The following is a 16,403-nucleotide window of genomic DNA, read 5'->3' on the forward strand; positions in this document are numbered from 1 at the left end:
CGCGGCGCGGATAACCTGCGCGAATGAAGTGGATTCAGCGGGGCGTTGGCGCGATCGTCGGCTCAGCGGTGGGTGACGCTCTGGGTGCCCCCTTCGAGTTTGGCCCCCAGGGAGCCTTCTCCAGCGGTGGGCGGCATCAGAGCCGAAGGACATCGGCTTGCAGACCGAAGACGTCCTGACCGACGGCATGCCCGCCGCATGACCGGATGCCGAGGCAGACACATCCAGTGGTCGGGGGTGAGCGCGTGGCCTCCTCAGGTTGCCGCAGCGCAGTCCCTGCCCCTACCGGTTACGCATGCTGGCGGTCCGCGACCGAAGCGGTGTCCAAAGCTTCGCGTACGTCGCCGGGCAGTGCCCTGTCGGCCTGCAGCGCGGCCCCGCACGGATGGCCGGCGCGGTGGCTTACCGGCTGCGGGGCCGGGAGTCGTCGGGCTGGTGGAGGGAGAGAGGACGCAGCCGGTTCCATCCCCGGCTCAGGTGCTCCTCGGCTTCACGCAGCACGCAATCGGCACTGCCATCCTGCGTCTGACCATGCTCGGGTGCGCCGTTGAGCCGGGCGGCGGGCCGAGACGAGTCTGGGGCGGGGCGATGCAACGGCAGGAAGAGCGAGCTGCTGCGATGCCTCCATCGCGTGCGGGGAGTCGCCCACCAGCGCGCCAGCAGAACGAGAGCGGTAACGGCTGCCGCGGCGGACCCGAGAGAGGGGGTATGCGGTCACAGGGGTGCGTTTCTTCCCAGAGCCCACCTCCCGTCGACGTCTGCCCAGGTCGGGGTGAGGCGCGGACATCGACGGGAGTCGACGGAAAGGGTCAGCCGGGCCACGTTCCGGTCAGGCGGCGGGCGCCAGCGGCGCCCGCCCGGTCGACGGCGGCCTTGACGCCGACGAAGATCGCTCCCTGCATGACTGCCGCCGGCATCGTCTTTCGCGCCAGGTGCGGGTCCTCATCAGTGGCATCAGGGGCGTCCTCGTCATGGCCGAGCTTCTTTGAACAGCCCGCCCACGAGCACACCGCTGAGCGCGCCGAGAGCCAGGCCGACCGGCTTGTAGGCGAATTTCGATGCCTTCACGGGCTACCTCCTGCCCCGACGGCGCAGCAACAGCCAGGCGACGACCGCTGCACTGCCGGCCGCGATCAGCATGGTGCGGTTGTCTCGGGCGGCCTGGGCGCCCTGGTGGGCCTTGTCGCGAACGGGTTGGGGCGCCTTGTCCTGCCACACCTGACCGGCCTGATCCGCTTTGGCTTTCACCTGCTGTGCGGCCGCGGCGGCCTTGTCCTTGACCGGTTCGGGCAGCTTGTCCTGCACCAGGTGCGCGGCCTCGGCGGCCTTCATCTTGACCTGTCCGGTCAGCTCCGCGGCCTTGGCACCCGCCTGCTCCGTCATCACGCCCGCCTGCACCTTCACTGCGGTCGCCTTCTCCTGCGCGCGGGACTTGACGTCCGTCTTTGCGGCCAGTTCCTCCACCGTCTCCCCCAGCGCGTGGCGTGTCTGCTCGACCTGCTCCCGCAACTGCTCGGGGCTGGCGGCGGTGGGCTCCTCTTTGGGTGACTGGGTCATCGCTGTGCACTCTCCTTGATTTCAGCCACGTCGGCCTCGACACTGGCGAGGGTCTGCTCGGGGGCAGGCGGCGCGGCCTGGCTGACCTCTTTCTTACCCGTCAAAGCCAAAACGGCCGTGACGACACCGAGGACGGCGGTGACAATCAACGCCGCCGCCCACACCGGCAAGGGAACCGCGAGAGCCGCGATCGCCGTGGCGATCAGGGCCTGCAGCGTCAGGAAGCCGGCCAGACCGGCCCCGCCGAAGAGGCCGCCGCCCTTGCCGTACCGCTTGCCCTTCTCCTTCATTTCCGCCTGCGCCAGCCGCAACTCGCCCCGCACCAGCTCCGTGAGCTGATGAGAGGCGCGTTGGACCAGATCACCGACTGGCTCGGAGGAGCCGCTCGGGGGTCGGTAGGAATCCTGGGTACTCATGACGGATTACCCTCCTTTCGCAGCTGCCGCTGGTAGTAGCGCCCCAGATAGGGCGTCGCTTCCGTATCGGGATTGACCGGAGCGCACGTCCGTTCCGGGTACCCCGGTTACGGGTGCCCCACCCAGCAGACCTGCGGCATTCGCTGTCCTCGTGCTGTCAGCTCAGCAGGCGCGCTGTCAGGCGCGGAGCGCGGTGCACCAGCGCGGCCGCCGCCAGGCCGATGACCGCGCCGACGGCGACGTCGGAGGGATAGTGGGCGCCGGTGTGCACGCGTTCGGCAGCCACCAGGACGGCCGGCACCGCACACACCGCTCCCGCCCACGGCCACACCGCTGCCACCGCGGCGCTGAACGCCACCCCTGCAGCGGTGTGGCCAGACGGAAACGAAGACGAGTCGGGCCGCTCATGGACCTCCTCGTGCGAGATCCACTCCTTCGGCGGCCGACGCCGACTCCACACCTGCTTGACCACACCATTCGACGCCAGCTCCGCCACGGCCATGCTCGTCAGACCGGCCGCCGCGGCCCTGCGCCCCCGCCATCCCAGAGTGGACATCGCCACGGCGGTGCCCCACCACAGCTTGGTGTGCTCGGCACAGTCCTCCACCGCGGGCAGCACCCGCCGTACGCAGTCAGACCGCCACCCCGCCACCCACCGCGTCAACCGGTGATCACCCTCACGGACATCCGCCAGCACTCTCATGACCTGCGCCTTCCCGACCCGAGCGGCACATAACGCGGCAGCGTGGCCTCATTCGAGGCGTTGCCGGTCTTCCTCGCTCCACTTACGGGTGTCGCGGGGCGGGACATAGGGCTCTTCGTCCTCGGGCAGACCACCGGCGACGGCGCGCTGGCCAGGGAACGGCCCGGCGTAGGTCTCCTGCCAGTGGGAGCGCGGGGCCCGGGCGGCGTTCCCGCGTCCGCTCGCGGGCGCATTGCGGTAGGCGTCGTAGCGTTCCAGCTGGCGACCAGGCGGGCGTCGGACATCGTGCGGTCGATCTCCACGAACGCGCTGGAGCTGTCGTTCAGGAGCACCACGCCGTCGGGCACCAGGTTGCCGGCCGGAGTGGGGTGGGCGACTTCCACCTGCCAGTCGGCGTGGTCGGCCGCCTCCGCCTCATGGAAGGCGACGACGGTGTCGACCAGCGCGAGGCCGTGTTCCCGCAGGCCCGTCTTGCTGGCGGCGATGCGCTTACCGGTGGTCCGGTCGGCCGTCGGTGCGAGTTCGCCGGAGGCGGCGGCTTCGGCGAGGCCCGCCGGGGTGCAGTACCAGTAGCTCTGCTGGGCGCGGTTGGTCCGGCCGACCAGGGCCGGGGATTCGGCGAGCAGGTTGTGCAGCGCGCGTCGGACGTGGTCGGTGTCCTGCTGGTGCGGCAGCAGCAGTGCCTTGAGCTGGCGGGGTGTGGCCAGGCGCAGCTGGGCGAGGGTGAGCAGGACCTCACCGCGGATGTCCGCGCCGGCCTTCGCCGCCTCCTTCCGGGCCCGGGACGTTTCTCCAGGCGCATCAGTGCTGGGAGAAGAGGAGTTGCAACCGGCTGGGACGGGGCGGCAAGGGGGCTGATCAGCGACAACGGTCAGACGGCGGCTCGGAGCTGCGGGGCTGGGAGCGTGGCTTGCCGCAGGGCTCGTCGCAGGGCTCGCTGTCGCAGCACTGTCCGACCCGGTCGGCGGCGTCGGCGGGACGGGCGGGAGGGTGCGGTGGTCATCGCGTCCTCGGGATTCTCCGGTCGTACGCGGCCGGGTCGGTGACAAGTCCGGTCCGCACGCGCGAGGCGTACGGGCCGCAGCCACCGTGAGAGAGCACCCCTTGTCCGCGACTTGACGGCCACCGCTCCAGGCTGTCCGTTATGACCCTTGACCACTCCTTGACGAGACGGTTCGTCCGTGACTGACGTCACGAGCAGTGCCCCGCCACGGCTCCGAAATCTGTCCACAGGCCAGGGGCTGCACCGTAGGGGTACGGCCGGGTGCAGCAGGTGCCCAGCGTGCGAACAGTGAGGAAGCGTCATGGAGACGACGTCGACGGTGCCCTGGTTTGCCCCGGAGCAGATCGCGCGGGCCGCCGACTACGTGGAGCTGGTCTGGCCGTACCAGGACAGCGAGCAGGACAGGGCCGCGCTCGCGGAGTTCCACGCCGACGGCCAGGAGCTGGCGGTGCTGGTCGGCGAGTTCGGCGAGCTACTGCCGGCCGACTACATCAGCGTCGTGCCCGATGAGCACACCGACTGCGAGTCCTGGCACGTCCTCGGGCAGTTGGTGGCCGTGGCACGCCGGTACCTCAAGCGCTGGTGCCCGGCCGGTGGCGGGGCGCAGGCCGCCTGGATCGCGGCAAGGTTCCTGATCGAGTGCATGCAAGAGGTCGACCAGGTCTCCCAGTTCCTGGCCGACGTCCGCGGCAACGTCGGCCGCGGATACGGGCTGACCACGGTCTGGGATTCCGGCACAGCGGTCGGCGACGTCGTCCTCGATGTCGCCGACCGCACCTGAGTGCGCACCGGTGCGATGTGTCGCGCACAAGGCAACGCACTTCCCCACCAGCGGTGCGCACCAGTGAGCCTCCACCAACCAAAGTCGCAGGTCGAAGTGCTGGTGTGCCGGTCTGTCGGGGTGCTCACACTGGTCGTGGGCGGCAGTCTGGGGGGAAGGCCGTCCGTCAGCGTGCGACTTCGAGCTTCGTCAGGACGAGCAGGGCACGCAGAAGGCGGGTTGCGCGGGCGGGGTCGGTGCGGAGCTTGGTGAGGGTCCGCCAGTGCTTCAGGTGGGCGAATCCATGCTCGACCGGCGCGCGTCCGACGGCGAGGACGCGGTTGGCGTTCTTCTCGCCGGGGGTGAGCTTATGGGTGCGGCTGGCGGTGAAGCCGGTAACGATCACGGGGGCGTACCTCGTTGTCCAGGCCGCGGAAGCCGAGGTCAGCGAGAGCACCGAGGCCGGCGGCGCGCAGGTGCGCCAGGATGTGGTCGTGGCGGGCGGCGGTGATGTCGTGGGTGCGGCCGCGCCGGGCGGCGGGTATCCAGATCAGACGGCCGTTTTCGTCGGTGAGGGCGAGGAAGTGCAGGCCGTGATGCCGTTGTTTGCCGGAGTAGTTGCGGCGGTATCGGCTCTTCCGGTGCGGCGCTGGGTGGGGATGAGGGTGCCGTCGATCAGGACCACCTCTCCGCCCCGCTTGGTGACCTTCTTCAGGGCGCGATCCAGGCGCGGTGCCTGCCCGGCGAGCAGGGTGATCAGTTCGTCGCGCCAGCGGCGGACGGTGGACTCGGAGACGTTGTTGCCGCCGGCCATATCGGCCAGGCGCTGGTCGTGACGCAGCTCGGCCAGGACGATCACCGCGATCTTCCCGGGCGACAGGGTCCGCCACCAGGACCGTATCGCCTTCAGGTGGCGTCGGAGCACGCCGGCGAGGTGGCTGACCGTGCTCTTGGACAGCGGCAGTCGGCACTGGCAGACAAGCGGGGCAGGTGTCCTCGGCGCGTTCTTTGGTTTTCGTCACACCATTCCAACAGCCGCCAGGCGCACCGTGGTTGCGCCTGCATCGCGCTTCCTCAGGTGGCTCTGTCCACTCTGATTCGAGAACACTTGGGCTCGCCGAACTACTGGATGCTCCAGCGGTGCGGATGCTGGGGATCGTCGGGGCAGTGGAATACGTTGAGCTCACCCCAGCGTCCCACAGTGACCTCCGTGGGGGTGGCGCAACGGTGAGTGGGCAGGTTCTGGTCCTCCAGCGGTTTCCAGCTGCCGCTGCCGCCGTCCCATTCCGAGCTGTCGATGGTCAGCAGCAGGTGCATCGGTGTCGTGCAGGTCAGGCAGTCCATGGGGTACGGGTCGGTCGCGTGCCAGGAGGCGAAGCCGCCCACGCGCCAGCCGGGCGGGATGGACAGGTCGTACTGGTAGCCGAGCGGCTCTGTCGTGGTTTCGTCCGCCGTCTGCTCGGCTTCCTCCTCAAGGGCTTCCTCCCAGGCGTCGATCCGGGCGCATAGTTCCTCGGGCAGAAGGCCGGCGAACGGGTAGGTGACCACCTGCTCCGGGTGCAGCACACAGGGCTCGGGCACGAAGCCGTCGGATCCGACGACCAGCGGCTGCGGCGGCGCGGTCAGCGCCTCAATGACCTCCCACGACCGCCGCCAGCGCAGGTGCAGTGCCAGGTCGTACCGGCCCGGGCCGTGCGCGTTGAAGGGGCACCAGAACACTTGGAGCAGATCGCAGTCGCCCGGCCCCGCCGGCAGGTCGGGCACATCCCGCCGGTACAGCTGCGCGAGGCCGATCATCGGCAGCGGATCGGTCTCGGACGCACCGGGGATCCGATGCTCCCGGTGCAGCTCACCCAGCAACTCCCGTTCCTCGTCCGTCGGGCCGGGAGCCTCCTTGCGCGACCATGCGGAAGCCAGAACCTGCCGATAGCGGCGGATGTCGGCCGGGCGTCGACCACGCCCACGGCCGTGAACCTCGCCGCACACCGGCCACGGCTCGTCCGCCGGCCACAGCATAGGACCGCCCACGGAACTGGCCGACAGGTCTGGTCTGCCCGGCCGCGGATGGAGTCGAGTCGTCGTCCCCCGAAAGGCGGCCAGTTCCGGGAAGAGCGCCTCGACATCGAGAGGGCGCGGGGGCGTGGTCCTCGTCATGGACGCGACCTTAGACGCCTGACAACACCGGTCAGCAAGCCCCCCGGCGGCTACCCCGCCCGCACGCTGCTCACAGGCGGGTGGTGAACCGGCCGTCGGGCAGTTTCCGTAGCCAGCCGCGGTCAGCCAGTCTGACCAGCCTCCCACGCAACGGTTCCATCTTGGACCGTACGCTGACGTCCACTCCAAGCATCTCGCCGACCTGCCGCGTCATGACCGGTCCGGCGGCCTGTCGCATGGCGGCGAGGATGCGGTGGTAGTCCGGCCGGAGCACGATCTCCTCCACACCGGGCCCGCGGTGCGGGATCAGCATCACCGTCCGTCCGCCCACCTGCCCGGGCATCGGCGCGGCCGAGGCACGCTCGTCGGCAAGCTGCTCGCTCACCCGCCCAAGGACCCTTTCGGCGACAGCGAGTTCGTCCCGCTCGGTCCCGCATCTCCGCCAGCTGCTTGACCAGCTGTTCTTCGAGTTCGTCCAGTTCCGCACGCCGCGCGGTGATCCGTTCCAGCAGCTCGGGATCCAACATGCACAGGACCGTAAAAGGCCAAGACAGCCGCCCCCGACCACGGTGAGCACCCCGTGAGCCGCTCACACCAGCCCTTTGAGCTGCGACTTCAAGTTGGCGGAGGCTCACTCAGGTGCATCTCAGTACCGGATGAGGGATCCGGTGCCGCATACGCGATGATCGTTGGTGCCCTTGGCAGCTCCGGGTGCCATTTCAGTGATCAAGCAGCGGAAGGACAACGGGGACATGAGTGAGGCGAGTCGGCCGGTGATGCCGGAGACGGTGGACAGTCCCGCCTTGCGGGCCGAGCCGACAGGCAGGGCGGCGCGGTGGCTGCTGCGTCACCGAGTGCAGCCGGTGGGACCCGCGGCCGGCGAGAGTCATGCCGAGCCCCATGCCTGGTGGAAGGTGATGTGCCTGACCGGCGTCGACTACTTCTCCAGCCTGGCCTACGTCCCGGCGATCGCCGCCCTGGCCGCAGGAGCCGTCTCACCTCTGGCGACACTGCTGATCGTGGCGTTGACGCTGCTGGGGATGCTGCCGATGTACCGCAGGGTGGCCAGGGAGAGCCCGCACGGGGCGGGGTCGGTGGCGATGCTGGAAGACCTGCTGCCGTTTTGGTGGGGCAAGCTGTTCGTGCTGGTCCTGCTCGGCTTCGTGGCCACCTCATGGATCATCACCATCACCCTGTCCACGGCGGACGCCTCGGTGCACGTGGTGGAAAACCCCTTCTTCCCCTCGGTACTGCACGGCCATGAGGTCGCCCTGACGGTGGCGCTGCTGCTGATCCTCGGCGGAGTGTTCCTGCTGGGCTTCAGCGAAGCGGTCAAGGTGGCCATCCCCCTGGTCGCTGTCTTCCTGGCCCTGAATGCCGTCGTCATCGGCGTCGGCGTGGCCCATGTGCTGACCGATCCCGAGGCCTGGTCGGCGTGGACCGGCTCCCTCACCGACCTGGGCGGTTTTGGTGATCTGGCCGGCCCCGCCCTGCTGGCATTTCCCTTGCTGGTGCTGGGCCTGTCCGGCTTCGAGACCGGGGTGAGCATGATGCCGCTGGTGGCCGCCGACGGCGCCGACGACGAACAGCGGCTTCAGGCCCGCATCCGCAACACCCGCAAGCTCCTCACCGTCGCCGCGCTCATCATGAGCGTCTACCTGCTGGCCGCCAGCTTCGTCACCACCGTCCTCATCCCCGAGGACGAGTTCGAGCCCGGAGGCGCCGCCAACGGCCGCGCCCTGGCCTGGCTCGCGCACGAGCACGTCGGTGAGGCGTTCGGCACCGTCTACGACATCAGCACCATCCTGATCCTGTGGTTCGCCGGCGCCTCCGCCATGGCAGGACTGATCAACATCGTGCCCCGCTACCTGCCCGCCTACGGCATGGCCCCCGATTGGGGACGCGCCGTGCGCCCGGTCGTCCTCGTCTACACCGCCCTGTGCATCATCATCACCATCACTTTCGACGCCGACGTCGACAAGCAGGCCGGCGCCTACGCCACCGGCATCCTGGCGATGATGGTCTCCGGCGCCTTCGCCGTCACCGTCTTCGTCGCCCGTCATCGACGGCGCGCGGCCACCACCGGATTCGCTGCGCTCACCGCGGTCCTGCTCTACGCGCTGATCGCCAACATCATCGACAAGCCGGACGGCATCGCCATCTCCGGCTTCTTCATCCTCGGCATCATCGCCGTGTCACTGGTCTCCCGCGTATCGCGCACGACCGAGCTGCGTGCCGACCGTCTCGTCTTCGACGAGACCGCCCGCCGGTTCATCGCCGACACCCTCGCCCACGACGAGTCCATCAACATCATCGCCCACCGCCGCGAGGCCGGTGACGCCGCCGAGTACAGCGCCAAGGAACGCGAACAGCGCGGCACCAACCCGGTACCGGGCCCGGCCGACGTGCTCTTCCTGGAGATCGACGTCGTCGACCCGTCCGACTTCAGCGACACCCTCACCGTCCACGGCGTCGAAGTCGACGGCCACCGCATCCTGCGCGCCCTGGCCCCGGCCGCGCCCAACGCCATAGCCGCCATCCTGCTGGCCCTGCGGGACGGCACCGGTGTGCGGCCACACTGCTACTTCGCCTGGGCAGAGGGCAGCCCCCTGGTGCACATGATCCGCTACTTCCTTCTCGGCCGAGGCGACACCGCACCCGTCACCCGCGAGATCATCCGCAGCAACGAACCCGACCCCGACCGCCGCCCCGGCATCCACGTCGGCGACTGAGCCCGTCCCTCCGCAGCTCTGCGCAGCGACGACCAAAAGGGGAACAGAGAAGTCCGGAAACGCACCGTGGCCAGCCGCCCCCGAACGGGCTTTACCGTTCCTTTACCAGGGAGACTTCCTCTCCCGCCGAAGACGTTCCGCCCCCGCGCACGGGGGCGGGTGAGTGATGAAGGAGCAGCAGACCCGCAATGGGTGAACCTCCCAGTACGAGCCGTGCCATACCCCGCCCGACGAGCTGCGAGTGGGGGTGGCACGGTGACCGAGTTGCTGCTGCTCCTGCTCGCCCTGGGGCTGACGCTCGCATGTGTGGTGTTCGTCGCGGCCGAGTTCTCCCTGACCACGGTCGAGCGTGCTGACCTCGACGTGCCGCCGAGGCTGGAGAGCGTGGCGCCGACAGCGCCCTGAAGGCCGTCAGGCGGCTGACCTTCCAGCTCTCGGGCGCCCAGCTGGGCATCACCGTGACTTCGCTGGTGATCGGCATGCTGGCCGAGCCGTCCCTGGCCGGTCTGCTGCGCGGCCCGCTGACCGCGATCGGCCTGGGCGCTGCGGCCTCCACGATCGCCACCGTCCTGGGCGTTTGCCGTGTCCACGGTGGTGCTGATGGTGGTCGGAGAGCTGGTACCGAAGAACTGGGCGATCTCCCGGCCGCTGGCCGTGGCCAAGGTCGTCGCGCGACCCCGCAGCGTGGCCTCACCGCAGCCTTCGGACCCTTCATCGAGCACTTGAACAGCACCGCGAACCGGTTCGTGCGCCGCTTCGGCCTGGAGCCGGCCGAGGAACTCGCTCACGCCCGCAGCCCGGAGGAGCTGGTGGCCCGGGCCCGGCACTCCGCCGCCCAGGGCGCCCTGGAGGAGGACTCCGCCGAGCTGTTCGTGCGCACCCTGCACCTCGGAGAGCTGACGGCCGAGAACGTCATGACCCCCAGGGTGGACGTCAAGGCCCTCGAAGCCCACGCCAGCGCGGCGGACACGGTCAACCTCACCCACGCCACCGGCCTGTCCCGCTTCCCCGTCTACCGCGACAGCCTGGACGAGGACAAGCGGCCGGCCACGCAGGTCACCGACCTGATCACGCCGCCGCTGCTGGTGCCCGACAGCCTGCCCGTCGACACCCTCCTCGCCCGGCTGCGCGCGGAAAGGTCGAATCTTGTCGCCGCCTGTGCCGCCGGCGCCGACTAGTACGGCAACCGTGCTTGAGTAGGTTTCAGACCGGCGCGTGGTCGAGGAGACAGGCTCTAGCAGGGGCCTTTGTCCTGGCCCGTGCCGCACACCGGGCCGGGGTCGTCAGCGATGCAGATGAGGAAGAACAACCAGGCTATGAGGGCGACCGCGATGCCGATGCGCCAGAGCGTTTCCGTACGACGCTTGTGGTGTTGGTCGTGGTCGTCCCGCTTGTCACTGTCGCTGCTCATGACTTCCCCCGGATCGTAAGCCCGTTCAACACGGTAGCGGCGGTCACTGCTCTGCGCGACGTCGCCGAGGAGAGCGCGCGTCTGCGTCATGTCCGGTTCGCCCAGAAGGATCGCGCGACGGCCTCCGTCACACCTGCGGTTTGTCCACGCCACGCTCGGCCTGGCGCCGAGCGGGGCAGCTCCGTCATGGTCGCCTACGGGTGGGGCTACCGTGATCCCGGCGTGTAACGCGCAGCCCGTACTGACATGCCCTGACTCTACGATTCAGAGGCAGGGCTCTGCGGCTGTAGAGGGTGCTCGAACCGAACGGAAGTGGTGTTCCATGCCGAAACGTCACGCGGTGGTGGCCGGGGCCGGAATCGGCGGCCTCACCGCCGCCGTAGCACTGCACCGCCGCGGCTGGCACGTCACCGTCTGCGAACGCGCCCCCGAACCCCCGGCCACCGGCGCCGGCATCGGCCTCGCCCCCAACGCCCTGCGCGCACTCGACACCATCGGAGTCGACGCCGCCCGCGCCGCCGGCAGCGCCGTACCCACGACGATGGGCGTACGCCGCTCCGACGGCCAGTGGCTCACACGGACCGACACCGCCGACATCGCAGCCCGCTACGGCATGCCCCCGATCGCCGTCCCGCGCCCGGCCTTCACCGCCGCCCTGGCCGCCTCCCTGCCGCCGGAGGCCCTCCGCTACGGCACCGCCGTGACCGCCGTCGACGACGCCGGGGGCCGCCCGACCGTCCGTACGGCAGTCGGCCCGAACCTGCCCGCCGATTTGGTCGTCGCCGCCGACGGCATCCACAGCCCGCTGCGCCGCGCGTATTTCCCCGCCCACCCCGGCCTGCACTACATCGGCGAGACCGCCTGGCGGACCATCGTGGACGCCCCGGACCTCCGGATACCGGCCATGAGCGAGACCTGGGGGCGAGGCGAGCGGTTCGGCGTCACCCCGCTCTCCGACGGCCGTTTTTACCTCTACGCCACCGCGGTCCTCCCGCCCGGCACCCGGTCGGCCGACCCCCGCGCCGAACTCCGGCGCCGCTTCGGCTCGTGGCACGACCCGATACCGGCCCTGCTGGACCGCGTCGGCCGCCTCGACCCGGCCGACGTCCTCCAGAACGACCTCTACGACCTGGCCGCCCCGCTCCCCACCCTGCACCACGGCCGCATCGCCTGGCTGGGCGACGCCGCCCACGCCATGGCCCCCAACCTCGGCCAGGGCGGCTGCCAGGCCATCGAGGACGCGGTGCTCCTCGCGCACCTGCTTCCCGCCGGAGACGGCGGAGACAGCACAGACTCCGTCCCCGCCTCCCTCGCCGCGTACACCGCCGCCCGCCACGGGCGTACCGACGCCGTGCGCGTGCGCGCCCGCCGGGTCGGCCGCCTGGGCGCCCTGCGTAACCCGCTCGTAGTGGCGGCCCGCGACCTCGCTGTCCGTGCCACCCCTGCCCGCCTGGCCCTGCGCGCCATGGACGACCTCTTCAACGGCTTCCGCCTCCCCGGGTAGCAGGGACCGCGAGTCTCTGTCGTCAAAGTCCCGCTGGGCCGCGCGGCCCAGCACCGCTGCTCGCTTCGTTGTCGGACCGCCCAACCGCGTCCAGGTACGAGCGGACCTCCGCCTTGCGATGCATGCACCGGACAACACGTGCCCTACCGGGCGACTTTGACGACCCGGCGGGACCTTCACCGCCAAGCTGCTTCAGCGCGGTGGTCGGCAACATCCCCGAGTCATCCCCGCAGGCGCGGCAACGGCCTTCGCGTACGAGGCCGAGGCCACGCCCAGGGGGCATGCCCGCAGCCGCGGAAGGGATCCAGTGGTGATCTCGCGTGATCGACTGTCGCCAGTTCTCGGCCCTGGCCGGCCTGTTGGTGACCTTGCGTGGTCGCCGGGTGCAGATCGGCTCCAGGTGCCGCTGGCCTGGGGTCGCCAGCTTCGTGGTGGTGACGTGGTGGTAGCCGAGGGCGTCGGCCACGACGGGTGCGCGGGCATATCCAAGACATGCTGGCGGATCGCGGCGCCTCGACCGGCGACGGTGGGGATGCCGAGATCGTCGACGAGGGCCGAGAGCGCTTCGGGGTGCATCGACTGACCGACACGGCGGCCGGGGAACAGCCAGCGGAAGCCAGGGTTCGTCGCGGTGCGCATGTTGGGGCGGTTGGCGATGTAGTCGAGCAGGAGAGCGCCGGGACCGGGGAGGTCGGTTCACCGAGCCGCACGAATACCCGGTCGGCGTCGTCCACGGTGAGCCGGACGATGCGGGTGAGCGGCTGCGCGTAGCAGTGGGTCAGAGAAACCATCCTCGGCGGCTGGGCGACGCGTCGTCGCCCAGCTCTGTACGGCCGCCAGCAACCCGTTGGAGATCCTGCGCGCCCGTACCCGGCTCGACGGCGCCCTGCACAATCACCGGTGTGGTCGACCACCGACCCGGCCGAGGCGCTGCTCTGGTACGAGGCACTCGAAGGAACGGGTGTCGGGGGAATCATGGCGAAGCCACTGCGGGGTGCCTGCAAGGCAGGCCGCGTGTGGTTGAAGCTGAGGCACGCGGAGACGGTCGGTGCCACCGTGGTCGGCTTCACTGGCATTCCCGGCATCCGAAGGCGCTCGCCGTGCGGCGGCCCGGCGGACGCGTCTCGCTGTCCCAGCGGCCGACCACGGCCCTCGCCTCCACCATCGGTCCACGCCTGCTCCCCCAGGCCGGTCGCGCGTTCACGAAGGCCGGGTCGTGGCCGTCGACTCCCCGTCCGTTGAAGCACTGTGGAACGACGTGGAGAGGCGCGTGCGTGCGGCGTTCACCGCGGTGCGCGCCGGTACTCCGTTCGCCGACCCGCTTCACGTGGACGTGCTGCGCGACCTGGTCGTGCTCCACTACGTCCGGTCGTTCCACTGCCGCGATGTGCACACCGACTCTCCTGAGGTTCGGGCAGCGCACATCGCCGCCATCAACCGATGGCCCCCACGGTGAGGGCGAGCAGCTGCCCGCCCTCACACCAGCTTCGAAACACCCTCACGGCTCCGGAGCCGGGTACTTCGGAGGCTTGGTTCTGCGCCGGAGCGCCTCAGCTCCTGGTCAGGGTGCGCCCGAGAAGGGGCAGCAGGCGGTCCCAGTGGCGCTGCAGTGCGGCGGCGTTGAAGGCATCGGTGTCAGACATGGTGAAGCCATGAACGGTGCCGGGATAGATCTCGGAGGTGTAGCCGACACCCGCCGCATCCAGGGCCTTGTTGAGCTCGCCGAGAGCCTCGGGCGTCAAGTCGCTCTCGGCATGGCCAAAGTGGACCTCGGCGGAGAGCTGGGAAAAGCTGTCGGTGCCGTCGACTCCCACCGGACCGTGGAATGCGGCGACGGCGGCCACCTGGCCGGGGTGGGCCGAGGCGGTGCGCGTCGCCAGGAGGCCACCGATGCAATAGCCGGTCACCGCGACCGGTCCGGCGCTGACCTGGGGCTGAGCAGTGAGGAACCTGAGGTATGCGTCAGCATCTCGCAGGACACGGTCGGCGGTGTGCGCCTCGATGAGTGGCATCAGCTGAGCGAAGACTGCGGGCCGGGCCTCTTCTCCGATGTGCTCGGGAAGTTCAATCACCGGTGCCGTGCCGTGCCGTGCCGGTAGAAGACGTTGGGGACGAGCACGTAGTACCCGTGCCCGGCCAGTTCGCGGGCCATTTCTCGCAGCACGGGCCGGATGCCGAAGCCGTCCGCGTACATCAGCACCCCTGGGTGCTGCTCGCCGTGGACGGGGAAGGCGGCAAAAGCGTCGGCCCGGCCGTCCGGAGTGGGAATCTGCAGCGACTTGGTGGGCATGAATTCTCCTGTCGTGGTTGATGTGTCGAACCTGTGATCAACACGACGGAGGCGGAGCCCGCGCGGCAGCGCACGATCCTCGATCGAACAGCGGGCCCGCACCGGCCCGTACGGCGCTCAGAAGAGCACCGGGTCACCAATCCGTGTGTGGCGCAATGCCGTCCCGGTGGTCATGTCTGCAACATAGCCCACCCAACGAAGCCGCCGCCAACACCGTGAAACCACAATGCAGTTCGCAAGAATGATCTCGGCCAACACCTCTCTCCCGAACCCGCTCGACGCGCTGCCCGGCACCCGTACCGATCTTGAGGCTGCACAGTTCTTGAGGCTGCACAGTCCTCACTGCACCGTGAAACATCTCCTCGCCTCAACACCAGGACTTGACAGAGAATCCGCCAGGTGGGGCAGCCGGGAGACGCTGAACGTCACGCTGGTGGAACCCGAGCCGGTGGTGGAAGTCGGCGTCGACGTCGCCCACGACACCTCCGGCCGGTGGCGACACCCCGCACGCCGGCACCGTGCCCGCCCAGACCTCTCCCCCGCCGACGTCGCCCCCCTGTTGCCCGGCGCTTCACGGCGGACATCAGGGAAGACGGCGGGGTCAAGGGAGCACGCCGGCTCCTACTGGGGGCGGTGTCCGGTGATGTCCCCGCCAGGGTCGTCGGGCAGGGCGATGCGGGCGGTGATGCGTTTACCGACCGGCTCTCGCTGGACCTCGAAGCCTTGGGCGACGGCCATGACGATCTCCAGGCCGTGCTGCCCGACTCTGCCCGCATCAGTGGCCCGGGCCACCGGCAGGATCGGATCGCTGTCCCAGACGACTACTTCCACCAGGTCCCCGGCGATGCGCAGTTCCATCAGCACGGGGCCGGGAGCGTACTTGAGGGTGTTGGTGACGAGTTCGCTGACCACCAGCTGGGTCAGGTCCATCGCGCGTGCGGACACCGGCAGGCCGTGCTCGGCCTGGACGCGGGTGAGGAAGTCCACCGCGCGGTGACGCGCCTCGGCGATGCAGGATCCCTCTCCATCCAGGGCGACAGTGTCCTGTATCGGAGGGGGGCCAGGCATCACGCTGCCCTCACCATCGGGGACTGATTTCTCCAGATCCACCTTTTCCCCCGTTCACCGCCTGCGCTTACCCCGACTCTTGCCCCCATGCCCCTCGAGCTCGATTACGCAGAGGGCCGAACAGGTGTTCACCGTAGTATCGGGGCAGGCTGCCCACGCGCATAGTGTCGGGGCCCGAGCCCCCCATCAGCGAGCGCAGTCGAGGAAACGGTGACAGACACCCACGGAGCAGCCCGGCCCGGCCTGTCGGTCGACCACACCGCCGTCGACGACGTTCGGGTGGTCACGCTGCGCGGCGAGATCGACCACACGGTCAAGAACAAGCTCACCGAGGCCCTGCTGTCCTACGGCAGCGTGACACGGCCGCGGACCGTGGTGGACGTCAGCGGCGTGACCTTCATGGACTCCAGCGGCATCAACGTCCTCATCGCCGCCCACCAGAGCCTGAGTGACGCTCAGGGATGGCTGCGTATCGCCGGCGCCCACGCCTCGGTGCTGCGGGTCCTGGAGCTCGTCGGCCTCGACCAGGTCATCGGCTGCCATCCCACCGTCGAACAGGCCCTGGCCCCCTGACCCACGCCCCGGCCGCGTCGCTCTACCCGACTTCCGCGTCCGGGGCATTCCGCCGGCGTGCGCGCCGCTGCACGACCGCGTCCAGCTTCCGCCCCACCGGCTCCGGCAGCGACTCCCCCAGCGCCCGGGCGATCACCTCCCAGCCACCGTGTGCAGCTTGGGGTTGCCGCTGGGAGAGCGGTTGGCCTTGTAACTCTTCCACCCGTCGGCGTCAGCGACATGCTGCTGGTCC

At 69.7% G+C, this 16,403-nt stretch carries 14 protein-coding genes and 5 pseudogenes; 7 read left to right on the forward strand and 12 right to left on the reverse strand.

Going from position 1 to position 16,403, the window contains the following annotated elements; translation table 11 throughout:
* Positions 1 to 23: 23 nt before the first annotated feature.
* Positions 24 to 193: pseudogene (locus ACZ6BB_RS40060) on the forward strand (ADP-ribosylglycohydrolase family protein); the annotation flags it as partial.
* A 616-nt stretch (positions 194 to 809) separates the two neighbouring features.
* Here ACZ6BB_RS40060 and ACZ6BB_RS40065 read toward each other — a convergent pair.
* The 5 genes and pseudogenes from ACZ6BB_RS40065 to ACZ6BB_RS40085 all read right to left on the reverse strand — a co-directional run bounded on the left by ACZ6BB_RS40065 (position 810) and on the right by ACZ6BB_RS40085 (position 3,725).
* Positions 810 to 1,068 (reverse strand): annotated as a pseudogene (locus tag ACZ6BB_RS40065) (DUF4235 domain-containing protein).
* A gap of 3 nt (positions 1,069 to 1,071) precedes the next feature.
* The gene (locus ACZ6BB_RS40070) at positions 1,072 to 1,557 is read right to left on the reverse strand and encodes a DUF3618 domain-containing protein (RefSeq protein ID WP_471620028.1); all 486 of its coding nucleotides are present in this window, start codon (positions 1,555 to 1,557) and stop codon (positions 1,072 to 1,074) included.
* The gene (locus tag ACZ6BB_RS40075) at positions 1,554 to 1,973 is read right to left on the reverse strand and encodes a phage holin family protein (RefSeq protein ID WP_471620029.1); all 420 of its coding nucleotides are present in this window, start codon (positions 1,971 to 1,973) and stop codon (positions 1,554 to 1,556) included. The genes ACZ6BB_RS40070 and ACZ6BB_RS40075 overlap by 4 nt, the downstream gene beginning before the upstream one ends.
* A gap of 157 nt (positions 1,974 to 2,130) precedes the next feature.
* Positions 2,131 to 2,676: a phosphatase PAP2 family protein gene (locus ACZ6BB_RS40080; RefSeq protein WP_471620030.1), complete on the reverse strand. Its 546-nt coding sequence runs from the start codon at positions 2,674 to 2,676 to the stop codon at positions 2,131 to 2,133.
* 48 nt (positions 2,677 to 2,724) lie between these two features.
* Positions 2,725 to 3,725 (reverse strand): annotated as a pseudogene (locus ACZ6BB_RS40085) (replication-relaxation family protein).
* Between the two features lie 255 nt (positions 3,726 to 3,980).
* On the opposite strand from ACZ6BB_RS40085, the gene ACZ6BB_RS40090 reads away from it, so the two are divergent.
* Positions 3,981 to 4,460, forward strand: coding sequence for a hypothetical protein (locus tag ACZ6BB_RS40090; RefSeq protein ID WP_471620031.1), 480 nt, complete (start codon positions 3,981 to 3,983; stop codon positions 4,458 to 4,460).
* A 166-nt stretch (positions 4,461 to 4,626) separates the two neighbouring features.
* On the opposite strand, the gene ACZ6BB_RS40095 is transcribed toward ACZ6BB_RS40090, so the two are convergent.
* The 4 genes from ACZ6BB_RS40095 to ACZ6BB_RS40110 all read right to left on the reverse strand — a co-directional run bounded on the left by ACZ6BB_RS40095 (position 4,627) and on the right by ACZ6BB_RS40110 (position 6,978).
* A complete protein-coding gene (locus ACZ6BB_RS40095; protein WP_471620032.1) occupies positions 4,627 to 4,845 on the reverse strand; it encodes a transposase family protein in 219 nt (72 codons plus the stop codon).
* Positions 4,808 to 5,626, reverse strand: a complete 819-nt coding sequence (locus ACZ6BB_RS40100) for a transposase family protein (RefSeq protein WP_471620033.1) — start codon at positions 5,624 to 5,626, stop codon at positions 4,808 to 4,810. Before ACZ6BB_RS40100 ends, ACZ6BB_RS40095 begins: the two co-directional genes overlap by 38 nt.
* On the reverse strand, positions 5,562 to 6,593 hold the full coding sequence (locus ACZ6BB_RS40105; RefSeq protein WP_471620034.1) for a hypothetical protein: 1,032 nt from the start codon (positions 6,591 to 6,593) through the stop codon (positions 5,562 to 5,564). Before ACZ6BB_RS40105 ends, ACZ6BB_RS40100 begins: the two co-directional genes overlap by 65 nt.
* Before the next feature lie 70 nt (positions 6,594 to 6,663).
* Entirely contained in the window at positions 6,664 to 6,978 is a 315-nt protein-coding gene (locus ACZ6BB_RS40110) for a hypothetical protein (RefSeq protein ID WP_471620035.1), read from the reverse strand.
* 391 nt (positions 6,979 to 7,369) lie between these two features.
* Here ACZ6BB_RS40110 and ACZ6BB_RS40115 point away from each other — a divergent pair, with 391 nt between their 5' ends.
* Both ACZ6BB_RS40115 and ACZ6BB_RS40120 read left to right on the forward strand, forming a co-directional pair.
* A complete protein-coding gene (locus ACZ6BB_RS40115; protein ID WP_471620065.1) occupies positions 7,370 to 9,325 on the forward strand; it encodes an APC family permease in 1,956 nt (651 codons plus the stop codon).
* 255 nt (positions 9,326 to 9,580) lie between these two features.
* Positions 9,581 to 10,476 (forward strand): annotated as a pseudogene (locus ACZ6BB_RS40120) (hemolysin family protein); the annotation flags it as partial.
* A gap of 83 nt (positions 10,477 to 10,559) precedes the next feature.
* Here the strand turns inward: ACZ6BB_RS40120 and ACZ6BB_RS40125 are convergent.
* Positions 10,560 to 10,736, reverse strand: a complete 177-nt coding sequence (locus ACZ6BB_RS40125; protein ID WP_471620036.1) for a hypothetical protein — start codon at positions 10,734 to 10,736, stop codon at positions 10,560 to 10,562.
* 322 nt (positions 10,737 to 11,058) lie between these two features.
* Between ACZ6BB_RS40125 and ACZ6BB_RS40130 the strand changes: the two genes are divergently transcribed.
* The gene (locus ACZ6BB_RS40130; protein ID WP_471620037.1) at positions 11,059 to 12,240 is read left to right on the forward strand and encodes an FAD-dependent monooxygenase; all 1,182 of its coding nucleotides are present in this window, start codon (positions 11,059 to 11,061) and stop codon (positions 12,238 to 12,240) included.
* Between the two features lie 1,270 nt (positions 12,241 to 13,510).
* Positions 13,511 to 13,696: a hypothetical protein gene (locus ACZ6BB_RS40135; protein WP_471620038.1), complete on the forward strand. Its 186-nt coding sequence runs from the start codon at positions 13,511 to 13,513 to the stop codon at positions 13,694 to 13,696.
* Between the two features lie 94 nt (positions 13,697 to 13,790).
* Here ACZ6BB_RS40135 and ACZ6BB_RS40140 read toward each other — a convergent pair.
* Both ACZ6BB_RS40140 and ACZ6BB_RS40145 read right to left on the reverse strand, forming a co-directional pair.
* Positions 13,791 to 14,530, reverse strand: a pseudogene (locus tag ACZ6BB_RS40140) (dienelactone hydrolase family protein).
* A 621-nt stretch (positions 14,531 to 15,151) separates the two neighbouring features.
* Positions 15,152 to 15,598, reverse strand: a complete 447-nt coding sequence (locus ACZ6BB_RS40145; RefSeq protein WP_471620039.1) for an ATP-binding protein — start codon at positions 15,596 to 15,598, stop codon at positions 15,152 to 15,154.
* Positions 15,599 to 15,808: 210 nt separating this feature from the next.
* On the opposite strand from ACZ6BB_RS40145, the gene ACZ6BB_RS40150 reads away from it, so the two are divergent.
* A complete protein-coding gene (locus ACZ6BB_RS40150; RefSeq protein ID WP_471620040.1) occupies positions 15,809 to 16,171 on the forward strand; it encodes an STAS domain-containing protein in 363 nt (120 codons plus the stop codon).
* Positions 16,172 to 16,403 lie beyond the last annotated feature (232 nt).

This window comes from Streptomyces sp. NPDC041108, from assembly GCF_055592645.1.